Raw genomic sequence first — 18,211 nt, 5'->3', positions numbered from 1 at the left:
TATTTACTTGAGACTAGGCACAAGAGCAATACAAGCTTCACAAAGCTTTTTAACCGCATTGACGGAATAATCAAAAGCATCTCTTTCCTCTTTATCAAGATCAATTTCAATGACCCTTTCAACACCACCCGCACCAAGTACAACAGGAACACCAACGTAGGTATCATTAACCCCATATTCCCCTGAAAGATAGGCTGCAACAGGCACAACACGCTTAGTATCTTTTAAATAGGCTTCAGCCATAGAAACAGCAGAAGCAGCTGGTGCATAATAAGCAGAACCTGTTTTTAACAAACTAACAATTTCTGCACCACCATCACGAGTACGTTGAATAATTTGATCAATTCTTTCCTCTGTTGTCCAACCCATTTTAACAAGATCAGGCAAAGAAATACCACCAACTGTTGAATAACGCACCAAGGGCACCATTGAATCACCATGCCCACCTAAAACAAATGCTGTCACATCTTTAACAGAGACTTTAAATTCTTCAGATAAAAAATAACGAAAACGCGCTGAATCCAGAATACCAGCCATACCCACCACTTTATGCACCGGAAGACCTGAAAATTTCTGTAATGCCCATACCATTGCATCAAGAGGATTTGTGATACAAATAATAAAAGCTGAAGGTGCATACTTTTTAATCCCAGCACCAACTTGTTCCATGACTTTTAAATTAATACCCAAAAGATCGTCACGGCTCATGCCAGGTTTCCGTGCCACCCCTGCTGTTACAATAACAACATCAGACCCTTCAATTGCTTCATAAGCATTTGCACCTTTTAAATTGACATCAAAACCATCAACGGGAGAAGATGCAGCAATATCAAGAGCTTTACCCTGTGGCATACCTTCCGAAATATCAAATAAGACCACATCACCAAGCTCTTTCAACCCAATAATATGTGCTAAGGTACCACCAATCATACCTGAACCAACGAGAGCTATTTTTTTTCGTGCCATTTTATTTTTTCCTAACTTTCAGATAATTCAGCGCACACTCATCAGCGCCCATAAACTGAATATTTTTGACTTCAATCATTTTTAAATAATATCATAAAAAGGAGTAAATAAATGAAATTTACAAATTTCTCTCCTTACAAAAACAACAACCCTCCGCAGAAACAACTATTAGAAAATTATCATGATTTATCGATAAAGTGAATTTAAAAAAAATACAACAGAATTATTACATTTCTTTAATTTCAAAGAGTTATTGTTTTTACAGTTTACGTAAAGGTAAAAGTATAATCAACGCTTCTTCTTCAAAAGAAAATGTTCTTCCCAAAACTTCAAATAATCATAGCTTTGCATTTCAAAAAGACGTGACTGTGTTCTTTGGAATTCAAATGTTTCCGTGGTCTGAGCATGCCCCTTATACAAATCCTCCACCCCTGCTGCTGCCGACATAAATAACCGGATGTGGCGCTCATAAAGAATATCTATAAGCAAAATAAACCGTTTTGTTTCATTGCGACATGTATCATCCATGATCGGTACATTATCAATAAAAATCGTATGATAACGCTCCCCTAATACCAAATACTCAGCTGCGGCCAAAGGTTTTGTACACAAGTCTCGATAATTAAAGCGTGCACAACCCGCAGCAAAACGCGGAATAGGAATAAGGCGCCCTCTTATAGAAAGCTCATCAGATATTTCCTTATGTCCTTGCAACACAAATGCCCATGCTTGATCCATACATTCATCTGCTTTTTTCCCTAATGGTGTTACATACACGGGCTGTAGATTTGATTTTTCAAGACGATAATCTGTTTTTGCATCAAGATTAACAACACGAACATATGCTTTCAAAACTTGAATAAAAGGCAAAAAGAGTTCACGATTTAAACCGTTATAATAAAGATTATCCGGCGCCACATTTGAAGTCGCAATAAAGAAAATTCCCTTATCAAACAAAGCAGAAATAAGCCGCCCCAACACCATAGCATCAGCAATATCTGTTACACTAAATTCATCAAAACAAAGCACCTTTGCTTCTCGTGCAAGATCTTCAGCAACAGCTAAAATAGGATTATCTTGTTTAGATTTTTCACGCCCAGATACTTGACGATAAAAATTAATACGCTCATGCACATCAGCCATAAAATCATTAAAATGGGCGCGCTTTTTATGGCTCTTAGGCAAACAAGAAAAGAACAAATCCATCAGCATGGTTTTGCCCCGTCCTACTTCACCATAAATATATAACCCTTGAAAAGAATCATTTTCATCTCCTTGTTTTGCAACATGAGCGAAATTTTGTCTTTTCTTTTTAAATATTCTTTTTAAAAAAGACCAAAATATCCAATACCAAGGACGAGAAGCATTTTGTTCCGAAATTTTTTTTAATAAATGATCAAAGTGCTCTGTTACAGCCAATTGAGCTGGATCAAAACGGACTTTCCCTTTAGAAACCAGTTCCTTATAGCGTGTTGAAACAAGAATCATCCAAACAACCTTTTCCCAACCGTTTTCAATGAAAAATACAAATTCTTTTTACGAATCTGTCCATATAGCTTATTTTTTTATAAACGGTCAAAAATGATCTAACGGCTTAAAACAACGGGATGATCATCAAGTGTACGTCCTTCAAAACGATCAAGATTTGAAGAATAAAGTGCAACGATAACACGTCCAGAATTATTGTAAAAATATAATCTTTTTCCTTTAACAGCCCACGATCTCACTTGGGAAGCAATTCCTGGACAGTGTAAAGGGCCAGCGCGGTACCCTTGTCCAAACTTTGTTTGTGGCGTTGCAATCCGGCAAACTTTACCCCCCACAGAAAGATTCCATACCCCAGCAATACTTGCAGGAACTAAATCAGTGGCATTGCTTGGCAATTCGAGACTAGCCATTCGTCCATCACTCTGAGCATCTCCTTTCTCATACATCGAGGCGTTTACAGCTTCAGATATCGAAGAAGAAGCAGACGACACATCAGACACTTCCAATGTTGTCATTTGTTGAGATGGATAAAAAACTTCTAATGCGTTGCTACTGTCATTATTGTCAAACCGCATTGTTGAACATCCCCCTAAAAGCATTACTGTTGACATTGCAACGAAAAACGAAATTTTTGAAAACGCCATATTTGTACTCTCTCCCACGACAATAAATAAACTCACAAAAAAATTAAGTGAATATTCGTTATAATGACAAAGATAAATTAACAAATTAAAAAAAACAGGATTAAAATCACTTATTTTAAATGAAAGTCAGTTATGTATCCAATTTTATATTTATTAAACACTAGAAATTTATAAGTTTTTCAGTCATATATCCCTTGATAAGTAATTATTAGAAATAGAGAAATTTCATGAAAACGCCATTTAGCAAAATGGACGGTCTTGGAAATCAAATTATTGTTGCTGATATGCGTGAAAGCACACAGGCTCTCACAGTACAAGCAATCCTTGCTTTATCGGCAGATCCCGAAATGCATTTTGATCAAATCATGGCTATCCACAACCCAACAAAGAACGAAGCCGACTTCCGCATCGAAATATGGAATGCTGATGGTTCAAAGGCTAAAGCTTGTGGCAATGGTACCCGCTGTGTCATTGCATGGCTCACAGACCACAATTTTGGTGAAAATTTTCGTTTAGAAGCACCCACTGGAATTATTGAAGGAAAACGGCAGGCCGACAATCTCATCTCTGTTGATATGGGATGCCCAAATTTCAATGCAAAAGAAATGCCTGTTTCACGTGAAATAGTTGATACAAATCATGTAGACATTACGGCTGGTCCCCTAAAAGATGCTTGCCTTATATCTATTGGTAATCTCCATGCTATCTTTTTTGTTAAAAATGATATTCAACATATTCCATTAGAAAAATATGGACCAAAACTTGAACATGATCCCCTTTTTCCGGAACGATGCAATATTTCCATTGCTTGCATAACGTCAAAGAAAAGTCTAAATTTACGTACATGGGAGCGAGGAGCAGGATTAACACAAGCATGTGGGAGTGCTGCTTGTGCCAGTGCAGTGGCCGCTTATCGACGTGGTCTGATACAGCGCCATATGGATGTAAACTCACCAGGGGGAATACTTAATATTTTTTACCGAGAAGACGATCACATTATCATGACGGGACCAATAAAATATCAATTTAGTGGTTTTTTAAATCCTTTAACAGGCTGCTACAAAAAGGATAACTCTTGATGGCAGTAGAAATTGTAACTTTTGGTTGTCGACTCAATAGCTACGAATCGGAAATTATTCGCAAAGAAAGCACTTCTTCAGGGCTAGACCAGCTTAAAGATGGTGCTATTATTTTCAATACCTGCGCCGTCACTGCCGAAGCCGTACGGCAAGCAAAACAAGCTATCCGCAAAGCGCGACGCGAAAATCCTCATGCCCGCATTATTGTAACAGGCTGTGCTGCCCAAACAGAAGCACAAAATTTTGCCTCGATGACAGAAGTGGATCTCGTTTTAGGAAACGAAGACAAACTTCATGCCCATTCTTATCGTCAACTTCCTGATTTTGGTATTAACCATTCCGAAAAGGTGCGCATCAATGATATCATGGAAGTGCAAAAAATTGCTCCCCATATGGTCAGTGCAATGCAAGAACGCACCCGCGCTTTTGTACAAGTGCAAAACGGATGCGATCATCGCTGTACATTTTGCATTATTCCTTATGGACGTGGACCATCTCGTTCAGTTCCCATGGGGGCTGTCATAGAGCAAATTAGAAAACTGACAGGCGAGGGAATTCAAGAAGTGGTCCTTACAGGTGTTGACCTTACAAGTTATGGTCACGATCTGCCTGGAAAAGCTACTCTAGGAAAATTAACTTCAGCCATTTTGCATCATATCCCTGACTTAGCCCGATTACGCCTCTCATCTATTGATTCCATTGAAGCAGATGAAGAACTCATAAATCTTTTAGCTTATGAAAAAAGGATCATGCCTCATTTGCATTTATCTTTGCAAGCAGGCGATAATATGATTTTAAAACGGATGAAACGTCGGCATTTGCGTGAACATGCTATTCAATTTTGCCAAGAATTGCGTGCCAAACGTCCTACAATGGTTTATGGTGCCGATTTGATTGCTGGTTTTCCTACGGAAACAGAAGAGATGTTTCAAAACAGTCTTGCTTTAATCAAAGATTGTCATTTAACCCACCTTCATGTTTTCCCCTTTAGTCCAAGAGAAGGTACACCTGCCGCACGGATGCCACAAGTCAACCGTAAAATAGTTAAGATGCGTGCTGAAAGATTGCGTAAAGCAGGTGAGGAAGCTTACCAAAAACATCTTGCTCATTTACAAAACAGTCAACAAACAATTCTCGTTGAAAAAGATGAAATTGGACGAACAGAAGATTATACTCTTGTACAAATTAAAGGTGCAAAAGCAGGAACAATTGTTCAAGCCCTTATCATTGACCATGATGGCGATAAATTAATTGCTGTCCTTCCAAAATTAAACGCTGCTTGAGCCGGAAAACTCTTATGAAAAAATCTTTTATAAAAAAAATATTCTCTTTTAACAAATCTAAAGATCAGGAAATGGAACAAATTTCTATTCTTGATAAAAACGATATAATAGAAGAAAATGAAGACAAAAATGAAAGGGCAAAAAACGGTCAAATCTCTACAGATGCAGAACAAGAAGAAAAAGCAGAAAATCAAAAGTTAAGATCTGTAGAATGTGATGAAAAATTCCAATCTTTAGAGTCGCATTCTGATAAAGCCCCCCTTTCTGGTAAAATTCCCCCTTATGGCAAAATTCTTGTCACAAACACCATTTGTGAAAAAAAGAATGAAGAAACTTTATCTGAACCCTCTGTTGAACAAAAAAAGACAGCGTGGTTTGGACGCCTTAGAAAAGGTCTAGCCCTTTCTTCACAACGCCTAAGCGGATCAATCAGCGATCTTTTTGTTAAAAGAAAACTTGATGAAGAGACATTGCAAGAGCTCGAAGATATTCTTATTCAAGCTGACCTCGGTCTAGAGACAGCAACACGCATCACAAATACTTTGGCTTCCAGTCGTTATGGAAAAGATCTCTCCTCAGATGACATTCACACAATTGTCGCTGATGAGATCAAAAAAGTTCTGGAACCTGTTGCCATGCCATTAGAACTTGATCTAAGTCATAAGCCTCATGTTATTTTGCTGGTAGGTGTAAATGGTACTGGAAAAACGACAACAATTGGAAAAATTGCAGCCAAATTAACTGAAGGAGGACTAAACATTATGCTTGCTGCTGGTGATACTTTCCGAGCCGCAGCGATTGAACAATTGCATATTTGGGGTAAACGTACCGATTCTCCTGTTATTTCAACCAAATTGGGTGCAGATGCCGCAAGTTTAGCCTTTGATGCTTTTGAAAAAGCAAAAAAAGCAAACAGTGATGTATTAATTATTGATACGGCCGGGCGTTTACAAAATAAATCTGAATTGATGGATGAGTTGGCAAAGATTATTCGTGTTTTAAGAAAACACTCCCCCCAAGCGCCCCATACAATCCTTCAAACGCTTGATGCAACAACCGGACAAAATGCACTCAGCCAAGTGGAGATTTTCCGTGATATTGCTGGTGTTAATGGTTTGGTCATGACAAAGCTAGATGGGACTGCACGAGGAGGAATTCTTGTCGCTATCGCAGCAAAATATAAATTACCCATTTATTTTATCGGTGTAGGAGAGAATATTGAAGACCTTCAACCCTTTTCTGCTTCTGACTTTGCCGAAACTATCGTAGGAAAACATGTATGAAACAACCTTTATCTAACCCTAGTTCACACAATAATTCTGAGAAAAATATGAATAATAATAAAAAAACTTCCCTCTCCCCAACACTTAAGTTTCTCTTAGAAATGGGACCATTGGTCGCCTTCTTTTTTGCCAATTATAAGGGAGAATGGTTGATAAAAAAAATTGAATTTTTTCAAAATTTTAGTAAACCCATTTTCCCTGCAACAGCTATTTTTATGGTAGCGATTATTATTTCTCTAAGCTTATCATGGATCCTTGCAAGACAAATTCCTATTATGCCTCTTATTTCGGGAATATTTGTTCTCGTTTTTGGCTTTTTAACGCTCTGGCTTCATAATGAAACTTTCATAAAGATGAAACCAACAATCATTAACAGCTTATTTGCTTTTATACTTTTTGGTGGAATGTTTTTTAAAAAACCACTTTTACGTTATGCTCTTGACTCTACCTTAAAACTTGATGATTTAGGCTGGCAAAAACTCACCTATCGTTGGGCGTTTTTTTTCGTTTTTCTTGCCCTTTTGAATGAAATCATTTGGCGTAATTTTAGCGATAATTTTTGGACGAGTTTCAAAGTATTTGGCGTCATGCCTATAACAGTTCTTTTCATGCTTACCCAAATGCCTCTTATACTAAAACACTCACAAGGGCTTTTTACAGAAGAGGATAAATCTAATTCTTAAACAAATTCACGACGACAGATTACTTTACGTATTTATTGATAGATATACTGTTCAGGAGAAAAAACATGTTGATTGAGCAGTTTGTTTGTAGAAAAGATAATTTTGGTGTACTCATTCATGATGAAAAAAGCGGTATGACAGCCGCAATGGATGCTCCTGAAAGCAAAGCAATTCACAATGTTTTAAAGCGTCGTAATTGGGAACTTCACACTATTTTTGTGACTCACCATCATTATGATCATGTAGAAGCCGTAGCAGAATTAAAACAAGTGTACAACGCTACGGTTATCGGACCAGAAGCAGAAAAAGAAAAAATTCATCATCTCGATCAAACACTTCAACCTGATGAGAAACTTCTCTTTGGTTCTCACATACTTTTAGCTCTCTCAACACCTGGCCATACTTTAGGAGCATTATCCTATTATTTTCTTGAAAAAAAATTACTCTTTGCTGGAGATACACTTTTTTCACTTGGCTGTGGGCGTCTATTTGAGGGAACAGCAGTACAAATGCTAAATTCTCTAAAAAAACTTCGTCAACTTCCTGATGAAACACTTCTCTATTGTGGACATGAATACACAAAAAATAATGCTCTTTTTGCATTGACACTTGATCCACATAATCCAAAACTTCAACAAAGAGCAGAAGAAGTTTTTTCATTACGCGCAAAAAATGCCATGACTCTCCCTGTCACTTTAGGACAAGAAAAAGCAACAAACCCCTTTCTTCGCTGGGATAATCAAGCAATCAGAAAAAATCTTTCAATGAAAGACTCTACAGATGAAGAAGTTTTTGCAGAAATTCGAAAAAGAAAAGATAATTTTTAGTCATGTTTAAACTTGCATTGTGCTTTTTCTTTTTTTTCCCTTTTGTATCATATGCTCAAGATACAAGACAGAATACTGATGATTCTTTTTTTATATCACCTGTCATCGGCAATTATCCCTTAACAGAAACTTTTCTTTTAAAGTTAGAAAAAATTGAACAAGAATGTAAAAATTTACTTCCAAAAACAAAAAATGATCCTATCACTTATCATTCTAATGTTCACTCTAATATTGAAAATTACACTGCCTATATTTCTAGTAAACCAAAAATCGTGAGTATTTTAAAAGAAAATAATCTCACACCTAAAGAGTTCGCTGCTGGAACCTTAACACTTGAAAGAATATCAATGCGTCTTGTATTTCTACCCGAAAAGGAATATTCACCTGAGAAGCCTGTTATATCTCTAAACAATTTTGAATTTGTTAAGAAACATTTTTACAAAATAACGAATCTTTTAGGGAGTTGTGAAGAACTGATTCTGAGAAACTAATCAATTATGAAACGACAAAAAATATCATTTCATTACTATAATTGGTCAAGATATTGATTTATAATGATAATTAACTATTTTACATATCAAATAAGGAGCACGAATATCGTAAGATTCTCTTATTTCTAAGTTTTCTCATGTTAAATCAATCAAAACCATCTGCTTGTACCTTACAGCGGGAAGAGGGACATGTGGAGTGAAGCTCTACAATAAAAATACCTTTTATGAATTGTCTTAAGTATCAAAGACTTTAGTACCACCTTGGGAGTTAGCAAACTGTGTAATGATGCAGCTTGTTTCTTGATAAGCCAAAAAATAGAGGTACTCTGTAATTTTATATTCTTAGTGAGGCTTTATAATTACACCACTCACGGGGCACCATCACGAAATGAACTTGGAAGCGTTGAAAGATGTATTTTAAAAACAAGTAAAAACAAGCGCGTGAATTAACAACCCAATGACGTTCTATTCTTCGTGAGAGGCATGACCCTATTAAAAATCATCATATTTTACCATTCTGAATAACTATCTTCTGGTTATATTCAAATGACTTTTCCTAAAAATAAAGAGCAACAGATGAAAAAGTCTTTATTGAAATTCAAAAAAGAAGAATATTTTTTAATTATGTTTAAGTTTGCATTGTACTTTCTTTTCCTTTTTCCTTTTGCATTACATGCTCAAGACAAAAAGCAAAAAACAAATAATCCCTCTCTTATATCATCTTCTGTTGCAAACTACCCCTTAACAGAAGATCTTCTTTTAAATTTAGAGAAAATTGAACAAGAATGTAAAAATTTACCTCTAGAACCGCAAAATACAAAGAATAATCCTACCACTTATGATGATCACATTGAAAGATATATCACTTATATTTCTAGTAAAAGAGGACTCGTAAATATTTTAAGAGAAAATAATTTTACACCCAAAGATTTTATTGTTGCCCACCTAACACTTCAAGCAACACTGAATATGCTCACAAATGAAGAAATTTCTACTTATGAACAAAACGTTGTACTTTCCAGTAATATAGAATTTGCTAAAGAGCATATGTATAGAATAATCAAAATTTTAAAAGGGAATTGTTAAGAAAACTCTTTTTAAAATAATTGATTAACTTTGTAAACGACGGCAAATTTCATCTAATTGTTCTAGTGAAGAATAATGTATTTTTAAATCACCACCTTTTTTACCATGACGAATAATAACTTTCATTCCAATGACATCTGCAAGTAATTTTTCTAAAGATTTTGTTTCTGCATCTTTTTCCATAGCAGTACGTTTTTTAGTCTTAGGATTTGCCTGCTCATATGCAAGTATTTCTGTTTGACGTACCGAAAGCCCTTCACGGATAATTTTTTCAGCTAAATCTTGTGGATTATCAACAGTTATAAGACACCGTGCATGTCCCGCAGAAAGTTGCCCATCTGTTAGAAGTTGTTGTACTTTTTCTGGAAGTTTTAACAAACGAAGTGTATTTGCAACATGACTACGACTTTTTCCGATAACTTGCGCTAAATCGACTTGTGTATAATCATGTTCATTCAACAGCATCTCATATCCTTTTGCTTCTTCGATAGGATTAAGATCAGCCCGCTGAACATTTTCAATAATAGCCAATTCCAAAGCAGTTTTATCATCCACATCACGGACAATAACGGGCAATTGACTTAAATTTGCACGTTGTGCTGCACGCCAACGCCGTTCACCTGCGATCAATTCAAACCGATGAGAATGACCTTTTAAGGGTCTTACAATAACAGGCTGAACCACACCGTGCTGACGAATTGATTGTGCTAAATTATCAAGCTCTGTTTCAGTAAAATGACGTCGCGGATTGTGAGGATTACATGAAATAGATTCAAGAGGAACAAATCGTTCGGAAATGCTACTGGATTCAGTCAATTTATCAAAACTTGATGAACGTGCAAGATTGTTGTTTAAATTGATATCTCCAATCAATGCTGCTAATCCACGTCCTAGTCTTTTTTTTGAGAGATCATCATTCATAATTTTTCTCTTTGAATTTTTAGTTTTTTTATATTTCTAAGCAGCAGCACGTGCTTGTTTTTCACGTTGTATCATTTCTGATGCTAGACGCAAATAAGCTTGGCTTCCAGCACATTTGAGATCATAAAGCAATACAGGTTTACCAAAAGAGGGTGCTTCTGATACTCTTACATTTCGTGGAATAACAGTACGATAAACTTTATCTCCCATAAAAGAGCGTACATCTTCAACAACTTGATTTGAAAGATTATTACGTCCATCATACATTGTCAGAACGATACCTTGGATTTCTAGAGATGGATTAAGAACAGATCGTACTTGTTTTACTGTTTCAAGCAATTGACTTAAACCTTCAAGCGCTAAAAATTCACATTGCATAGGTACCAAAACAGAATCGGCAGCCCCCATAGCATTCAATGTAAGAAGATTAAGTGATGGTGGACAATCAATTAAAATATAATTGAATTTTTTTTCCATTTCCGGATCATCATAGAGAGCTTTACGTAAACGTTGGATACGATCTTGTGATGAAGAAATTTCCATCTCCACACCTAAAAGATCAAGTGTAGAAGGAACTATATGAAGATTGGGTACGGCTGTTTTTAAAGCTGCTTGTGTAATTGAAACTCCTGAAACCAGAACATCATAAGACGATAAAGGACGGCTATTACGATCAATTCCTAAGCCTGTACTAGCATTACCTTGTGGATCAACATCCATAATAAGAACATTTTCACCAATGGCTGCTAAAGCCGTTGCAAGATTAATTGCTGTGGTTGTTTTTCCGACTCCACCCTTTTGGTTTGCAATAGCGATAATTCGTGTTTCGCTCATTTTGCTTTACCCTCTATATGATCGAATATGAGAAATTTCTAAAATAACAGAATTTTCATCAACTTTACTTTTATGTTTTAACAGATCAAAGCGCCAATTGGCAGAGGCATTTTTTATTTCTGTAGCGTAATCCCGACCTTTTTGCAAAAGAGCGATTGTTTTTTCTGTTAATAAAGGAAAAATAAGCTGTAAAAGCTCATTGAGCGGCGCTAGTCCCCGTGCCGTTATAATATCGGATATGGGAATTTTTTGATAGATATCTTCAATTCTAGCATGATAAACCGTTGCAGGAAGATTAAGTTGAGCAATAACTGTTCGCAAAAAAGCAACTTTTTTTCCATTACTTTCAACAAGATTAATATGTCCTGATTTTTTTTCTTTCAGAAAGATAGCAATCACAATTGCGGGAAAACCTCCTCCTGATCCTAGATCACACCACTGCAAAGAATGACTACACAAAGGAAAAATTTGTGCTGAATCTAAAACATGCCGTTTCCATAAATCTGGTATTGTTGTAGCAGATATCAAATTAATGTGTGCATTCCATTGAAGTATTAAAGACTCAAACTGAATTAAATTTTCCATCGTTTCACGTGAAACAGAAGGAATAATATCTAACAGTTGCTTGTACTTTTGTTCTATAGAAGAATCCATTAAGCTGTTTTAGCCTTTTCACGTCGTTGACGTTGAATATACGTAATAATAAGGGATAACGCGGCGGGTGTCATACCATCAATTTTTTGTGCATCAGCAATTGAACGCGGCGACACTTCTTGAATTTTTGATTTAAGTTCGTTTGAAAGACCTGAAATTGCCTGAATATCAAGAGATGAAGGAATTTCCAAACGTTCATCTCTCTGAAGAGAGGCAATATCTTGTGCTTGTTTATCTAAATAAACCGCATATTGTGCTTCAATTTCTAAAGATTCTACCGTTTTAGAATCAATTGTTCGTAATTGTGGCCAAAAATGTGAAAGACGCTCTAAAGTCATATGAGGATAAGCAAGAAAATCATAAGCCGAACGCCGAATTCCATCATGATTCACGTGTAATCCATGAGCAGAAGCTTCATTAGGTGTTAAAAAGAGATTTTTGCATATTGATCGTGCTTGATCAAGCCGTTGTTTCTTTTTCTTATAACAATCCCAACGTACTTTACTGACAATATCCCATTCTTGGGCCAAAGGTGTTAAACGCGTATCAGCATTATCAGACCGTAAAGATAAACGAAATTCAGCACGTGATGTAAACATTCTATAAGGTTCACAAACACCTCGTGAAACCAAATCATCAACCATAACACCAATATAAGCGATAGAACGACTTATAAGTATTTCATCTAATTTTCCAACTTTACGTGCCGCATTTAATCCTGCTAAAAGTCCTTGTGCTGCAGCTTCCTCATATCCTGTTGTACCATTGATTTGTCCCGCTAAAAACAATCCTGGTAAAGAGCGTAATTCTAAGCTTCTTGTTAATTGTTGTGGATTAACAAAATCATACTCAATAGCATAACCGGGCTGTAAAACTGTAGCATTTTCCAATCCTTCAATGGTTTTCAAGAAGGAAATTTGTACATCTTCAGGAAGAGAAGTAGAAAGACCATTTGGATAAATCGTATCATCATTTAATCCTTCTGGTTCCAGGAAAATCTGATGTCCATCACGTTCCCCAAATTTAACAATTTTATCTTCAATCGAGGGACAATAACGAGGTCCTAATCCTTCAATATTTCCAGAATATAAAGCAGAAAGATGAATATTATCACGAATAATTTGATGTGTTTGTGTATTTGTACGTGTTATTGCACATTCAATTTGTGGCTGTTCAACTTTTTCTGTTAAAAGAGAAAAAGGAACAGGATTTTCATCTGCTTGTTGTTTTGGAAGACGATCCCAATCTATTGTTTTTTTACTCAAACGAGCAGGGGTTCCAGTTTTAAATCGCCCAAGTTTTATATGATAATTTTTCAAACGTTCAGCAAGTTTCACACTTGATGGATCTCCCATGCGGCCAGCAGCCCATGTTTTATCACCAATATGAATAAAGCCATTTAAAAATGTCCCTGTTGTTAAAACAACAGCGCCGGAAAAAATTGTTCCTTGTCTTTTTAAAATAACACCTGATACACTATGATCTTTTAAAAACAAATCAATAACTTCATCTTCAACAAGCGTCAGATTTTCTTGTTCTTTTAAAAATTTTTGAATGGCTTCTTTATAGAGTTGTCTATCAGCTTGTGCCCGTGGACCTCTCACTGCTGGTCCCTTACGTCGATTAAGGAGTCTAAACTGAATTCCAGCAGCATCTGCTGCTCTTCCCATGAGACCATCTAACGCATCTATTTCACGTACTAAATGCCCTTTCCCAAGCCCCCCAATAGCAGGATTACACGACATTGTTCCCAGTGCTGATATTTTATGTGTCACAAGTGCTGTACGTGCACCTACACGCGCTGAAGCTGAAGCTGCTTCACAGCCTGCATGACCACCACCAACAATGATAACATCATATGATTGCATTTAATTCATTCCATAGAGAATAGTTCTAAGGTTTCACGTGAAACAGGATATAAATTACATAATCTTTTAAATCTGTCTATGAAATAATCAATGTTTCACGTGAATCATTATTTACCAACACAAAACTCTGAAAAAATAATATCAAGTAAATCTTCAACATCAATATCTCCCGTAATTCTTCCAAGAAAATCACTTGCACGACGGAGATGTTCTGCGCGTAAACTGAGATCAAGAGAATGATAATTGAGAGAATTTTCAATCTCCTTAACAGCTTCCTTTAATAATTGAAGTTGTCTTTTACGCGCCGGAACAAGATTGCCAACTTCAGAAGCACGATGATGACAAAATGATTCAAGTTCTTTGATAAAACAATCAAAATTTAAACCAGTTAATGCAGAAAATTGTATAGACCAGCATGGATCATTTTTCTCATAAAGATCAAGCTTATTACCAACACGCCATATTTCAGCCGATGTTTCTGGTAAATCAACTTGCTTAGGATTTCCCATATCATAAACTAAAATAACCAAATCAGCTTCTCTCACATGCTGTTTAGCAACTTCTATTCCTAATTGTTCTATTTTATTTTCTGTTTTTCTAAAACCAGCAGTATCCGTTAAAAAAATAGGTAAACCACCAAGAGTAAGTCTCATTTCTAAAGCATCACGAGTCGTTCCAGCTTCTTCCGTCACAATAGCAACAGATCTTCCTGCAAGACGATTCATAATGCTTGATTTCCCAGAATTAGGAGCCCCCGCAATAACAATTTTTAATCCATCACGTAAAATACTCGCACGTTCTCCTTCACGAATATGTTCTCGAAGAGAAGTACAAAGATCTTCTACATCTTTCCAAATTTTATAGGATATTGCATCAGGAATATCTGCTTCATCAGCAAAATCAAGTTCTGCTTCAATAAAAGCACGCGCCTTTGTAAGCTTATGACGCCAATCACGATAAAGTGTTGTTAAATGTCCACTTGTCCCCATAACCGCTAAACGCCGTTGGCTTTCCGTTTCTGCTTCTATTAAATCAGCAAGACCTTCTGCTTGAACAAGATCTAATTTTCCCTCCATAAATGCACGACGTGAAAATTCACCCGCCTCTGCAATACGGCATCCAGAAAATGTCGATAATTCATCGAGAAAACGATTAACAACTGCTTTTCCGCCATGTAAATGGAATTCTGCACAATCTTCTCCCGTAAAACTATGAGGAGCAGGAAAAAAAACAGTTAAAGCAGAATCTAAAAAACTACCATCACGAGCAATGAGATTTCCATAATGCATAAAGCGTGCTTTAGGTAAACAACCACACAGTGTTTTAACGATATGCACAACATGAGGACCAGAAAGCCGAATGACTGCAACCCCTGAAGGTAACAATCCACTCGAAACAGCAAAGATTGTATCCACAGGTTTTTTCCTAATAAAAACTTTAATGTCTCTAGGTATTCATTGAATCAAAAAATTCACTATTGTTTTTTGTTTGCTTTAATTTATCAATCAAAAACTCAATTGCATCTGTTACATTCATAGGCGCTAAAATACGACGAAGAACAAAAATTTTATGCAAATCTTGTCGTGCGACTAAAAGTTCTTCTTTACGCGTTCCTGACTTCAAAATGTCCATAGCAGGGAAAATACGCTTATCAGCAACTTTTCGATCAAGAACGATTTCCGAGTTACCAGTTCCTTTAAATTCTTCAAAAATAACCTCATCCATACGGCTACCTGTATCAATCAAAGCCGTTGCAATGATGGTTAAAGATCCACCTTCCTCAATATTACGTGCAGCACCAAAAAAACGTTTTGGGCGCTGTAAGGCATTTGCATCCACCCCACCTGTCAAAACCTTACCTGAAGAAGGAACAACCGTATTATATGCACGACCTAAACGTGTAATAGAATCCAGAAGAATAACAACATCACGTCCATATTCAACGAGGCGTTTGGCTTTTTCAATGACCATTTCTGCTACTTGTACGTGACGTATTGCAGGTTCATCAAAAGTAGAAGAAACAACCTCTCCTTTTACTGACCGCTGCATATCAGTAACCTCTTCTGGTCGTTCATCAATCAAAAGAACAATAAGATAACATTCGGGATGATTAGTGGTAATAGAATGAGCAATATTTTGCAATAAAACTGTTTTTCCCGTCCGAGGTGGCGCGACAATTAATCCTCTTTGTCCTTTTCCCAATGGAGATATCAGATCAATTACACGCGATGACATATCCTTCTCTGTAGGATCTTGTATTTCCATTTGGAAACGTTCATTTGAATAAAGAGGCGTAAGATTATCAAAGTGAATTTTGTAGCGAATCTTCTCAGGTTTTTCGAAATTAATTGTATTAATTTTAAGAAGAGCAAAATAACGCTCCCCTTCTTTTGGGCTCCGTATAGGACCTTCAATGGTATCACCTGTTTTTAAAGAAAAAGACTGAATTTGTGAAGGTGAAAGATAAATATCATCAGGTCCAGGAAGATAGTTAGCGTCAGCAGACCGCAAAAATCCAAAACCGTCTTGTAAAACTTCAACAACACCTTCTCCTATAATTTCTACATCTTGTAGAGCAAGTTTTTTCAAAATAGCAAACATTAATTCTTGTTTGCGCATAAGGGAAGCATTTTCAACTTCCAATGTTTCAGCAAAAGAAACAAGTTCAACGGGATTTTTGCTTTTAAGTTCTTGTAGTTTCATTTTTTGCATGAAGTATGCTCTTTATAATTAAGGAGAGAATTACCCTAAACAATTTTGGAGATTTTATAGAATGAAATATTTATAAGAAAAAAATATTTTACACTCAATTTTTTCAATCTGCAAGTGCCATTTATATGAAATTTATTCGTGTAATATTAAGAAATTATGTAAAAAATTTGAAAAAATATAAAATCCGAATAGTATTTAATTATTTCATAATAAAAATATGAACTTAACCTATAGCATCAATGAAATATCATTCAAAAGCATTTTTCCAAAACTTTTTATTAATAAATTTATATTAAGAGAGGATTCTTTTTATTTAAAGCTGTGTTTAGTGTGAATTATTATTTATGCTTTATTTATCCTCAATTTTATCCACAAAAGAAAAGAAAAAAAGAATAAAAATAACACTATCTTAAAGCTATTATCCCCTCTTTTTTCTTATAAGAGGACTTCGATTATCACAAGGGTTTAATTTGTGCATAATAATGGAAAAATTTTCCTAAATTTTAGTTTTATAAAAATTTCTGAAGATATATACACATGTCTTAACAAGGAGTTAAAATTTTTGTGACAAAAGAAAAAAAATCCTTTCATTTACACATGCTTTCTGATGCAACGGGGGAAACATTAATCTCTGTTGGAAGAGCTGTAGCATCGCAGTATACCATGATTCAGGCAACAGAGCATATCTATCCTATGATTCGTAATAAAGTACAGTTACAAAAAGCTCTTGATGAAATACAACAAGAGCCAGGTATTGTTCTTTACACAATAATTGATGAAGAACTTAAACTTCTTCTTCAAAAAAAATGCGAAAAAATAAAAGTTCCCTGTATTGATATATTATACCCTGTTTTAAATGCTTTTCAGTCTTACCTTGGGATGCCAACACACTTACGTGCGAGTGCACAACATGATCTTAATGCAGATTATTTTCGTCGTATTGAGGCACTCGATTTTACGATAGAGCATGATGACGGACAGTCTTCCAGTAGCTTGTCTGAAGCAGATGTAATTCTTGTAGGAATTTCAAGAACCTCTAAAACACCAACAAGTATCTATTTAGCAAATCGCGGAATCAAAACGGCCAATGTCCCCCTTATTCCTAATATTGATTTGCCAGAATCCCTTTTAGAGGCAAAAAGTTCTTTGATTATTGGTTTAATTGCTTCAGCTGAAAGAATCTCACATATTCGCCAAAATCGAGAGTTGGGAGAAGGTTTTGCTCTTGAGAGTTATACGAATCGTATTAACATAGCTGAAGAATTAATCTATGCAAAACGCATTTGCGAACGTTTTGGTTGGCCTATTATTGATGTCACAAGGCGCTCTATTGAAGAAACTGCTGCTGCAATATTTGAACTTTTATCACGATTTCGTGAAGGAAAATGAGAG

Annotated in this window: 17 protein-coding genes; 8 read left to right on the top strand and 9 right to left on the bottom strand. The window is 35.9% G+C overall.

Features of this window, described 5'->3' with window-relative positions:
* Positions 1 to 3: 3 nt before the first annotated feature.
* The 3 genes from mdh to PVV66_RS00785 form a co-directional block, all read right to left on the bottom strand.
* Entirely contained in the window at positions 4 to 966 is a 963-nt protein-coding gene (gene mdh / locus PVV66_RS00795; RefSeq protein ID WP_273717401.1) for a malate dehydrogenase, read from the bottom strand.
* A 288-nt stretch (positions 967 to 1,254) separates the two neighbouring features.
* Entirely contained in the window at positions 1,255 to 2,454 is a 1,200-nt protein-coding gene (zapE, locus tag PVV66_RS00790; protein WP_273717402.1) for a cell division protein ZapE, read from the bottom strand.
* 98 nt (positions 2,455 to 2,552) lie between these two features.
* On the bottom strand, positions 2,553 to 3,098 hold the full coding sequence (locus tag PVV66_RS00785; protein ID WP_273717403.1) for an AprI/Inh family metalloprotease inhibitor: 546 nt from the start codon (positions 3,096 to 3,098) through the stop codon (positions 2,553 to 2,555).
* 227 nt (positions 3,099 to 3,325) lie between these two features.
* Between PVV66_RS00785 and dapF the strand changes: the two genes are divergently transcribed.
* From dapF to PVV66_RS00750, 7 genes are all read left to right on the top strand, one after another.
* Positions 3,326 to 4,177 (top strand): diaminopimelate epimerase, encoded by an 852-nt coding sequence (gene dapF, locus PVV66_RS00780; RefSeq protein ID WP_273717404.1) that lies wholly within the window; start codon positions 3,326 to 3,328, stop codon positions 4,175 to 4,177.
* The gene (mtaB, locus tag PVV66_RS00775; RefSeq protein ID WP_273717405.1) at positions 4,177 to 5,460 is read left to right on the top strand and encodes a tRNA (N(6)-L-threonylcarbamoyladenosine(37)-C(2))-methylthiotransferase MtaB; all 1,284 of its coding nucleotides are present in this window, start codon (positions 4,177 to 4,179) and stop codon (positions 5,458 to 5,460) included. The genes dapF and mtaB overlap by 1 nt, the downstream gene beginning before the upstream one ends.
* A 14-nt stretch (positions 5,461 to 5,474) precedes the next feature.
* A complete protein-coding gene (ftsY, locus tag PVV66_RS00770) occupies positions 5,475 to 6,743 on the top strand; it encodes a signal recognition particle-docking protein FtsY (protein ID WP_273717406.1) in 1,269 nt (422 codons plus the stop codon).
* A complete protein-coding gene (locus PVV66_RS00765; protein WP_273717407.1) occupies positions 6,740 to 7,426 on the top strand; it encodes a septation protein A in 687 nt (228 codons plus the stop codon). Before ftsY ends, PVV66_RS00765 begins: the two co-directional genes overlap by 4 nt.
* 65 nt (positions 7,427 to 7,491) lie before the next feature.
* Positions 7,492 to 8,253: a hydroxyacylglutathione hydrolase gene (gene gloB, locus PVV66_RS00760; protein ID WP_273717408.1), complete on the top strand. Its 762-nt coding sequence runs from the start codon at positions 7,492 to 7,494 to the stop codon at positions 8,251 to 8,253.
* 2 nt (positions 8,254 to 8,255) lie between these two features.
* Entirely contained in the window at positions 8,256 to 8,744 is a 489-nt protein-coding gene (locus PVV66_RS00755; protein WP_273717409.1) for a hypothetical protein, read from the top strand.
* Between the two features lie 576 nt (positions 8,745 to 9,320).
* The gene (locus PVV66_RS00750) at positions 9,321 to 9,830 is read left to right on the top strand and encodes a hypothetical protein (protein ID WP_273717410.1); all 510 of its coding nucleotides are present in this window, start codon (positions 9,321 to 9,323) and stop codon (positions 9,828 to 9,830) included.
* A gap of 24 nt (positions 9,831 to 9,854) precedes the next feature.
* On the opposite strand, the gene PVV66_RS00745 is transcribed toward PVV66_RS00750, so the two are convergent.
* From PVV66_RS00745 to rho, 6 genes are all read right to left on the bottom strand, one after another.
* Positions 9,855 to 10,751 carry a ParB/RepB/Spo0J family partition protein gene (locus tag PVV66_RS00745; protein WP_273717411.1) on the bottom strand — a complete coding sequence of 299 codons (897 nt, stop codon included), beginning with the start codon at positions 10,749 to 10,751 and terminating at the stop codon, positions 9,855 to 9,857.
* Positions 10,752 to 10,787: 36 nt separating this feature from the next.
* On the bottom strand, positions 10,788 to 11,585 hold the full coding sequence (locus PVV66_RS00740) for a ParA family protein (RefSeq protein WP_012232630.1): 798 nt from the start codon (positions 11,583 to 11,585) through the stop codon (positions 10,788 to 10,790).
* 6 nt (positions 11,586 to 11,591) lie between these two features.
* Positions 11,592 to 12,239, bottom strand: coding sequence for a 16S rRNA (guanine(527)-N(7))-methyltransferase RsmG (rsmG, locus tag PVV66_RS00735; protein WP_273717412.1), 648 nt, complete (start codon positions 12,237 to 12,239; stop codon positions 11,592 to 11,594).
* Complete coding sequence (mnmG, locus tag PVV66_RS00730; RefSeq protein ID WP_273717413.1) at positions 12,239 to 14,107, bottom strand: tRNA uridine-5-carboxymethylaminomethyl(34) synthesis enzyme MnmG; 1,869 nt, start codon at positions 14,105 to 14,107, stop codon at positions 12,239 to 12,241. The genes rsmG and mnmG overlap by 1 nt, the downstream gene beginning before the upstream one ends.
* A gap of 107 nt (positions 14,108 to 14,214) precedes the next feature.
* The gene (gene mnmE, locus PVV66_RS00725; RefSeq protein WP_273717414.1) at positions 14,215 to 15,522 is read right to left on the bottom strand and encodes a tRNA uridine-5-carboxymethylaminomethyl(34) synthesis GTPase MnmE; all 1,308 of its coding nucleotides are present in this window, start codon (positions 15,520 to 15,522) and stop codon (positions 14,215 to 14,217) included.
* 31 nt (positions 15,523 to 15,553) lie between these two features.
* Positions 15,554 to 16,819, bottom strand: coding sequence for a transcription termination factor Rho (gene rho / locus PVV66_RS00720; RefSeq protein ID WP_005774324.1), 1,266 nt, complete (start codon positions 16,817 to 16,819; stop codon positions 15,554 to 15,556).
* A gap of 564 nt (positions 16,820 to 17,383) precedes the next feature.
* Between rho and PVV66_RS00715 the strand changes: the two genes are divergently transcribed.
* Positions 17,384 to 18,208, top strand: coding sequence for a pyruvate, water dikinase regulatory protein (locus tag PVV66_RS00715; RefSeq protein WP_273717415.1), 825 nt, complete (start codon positions 17,384 to 17,386; stop codon positions 18,206 to 18,208).
* The last annotated feature ends 3 nt before the right edge of the window (positions 18,209 to 18,211 follow it).

It is taken from the genome of Bartonella sp. AU16XJBT (assembly GCF_028618665.1).
Classification (GTDB): domain Bacteria; phylum Pseudomonadota; class Alphaproteobacteria; order Rhizobiales; family Rhizobiaceae; genus Bartonella.
This window is presented reverse-complemented; position numbering and strand designations above follow the sequence as displayed.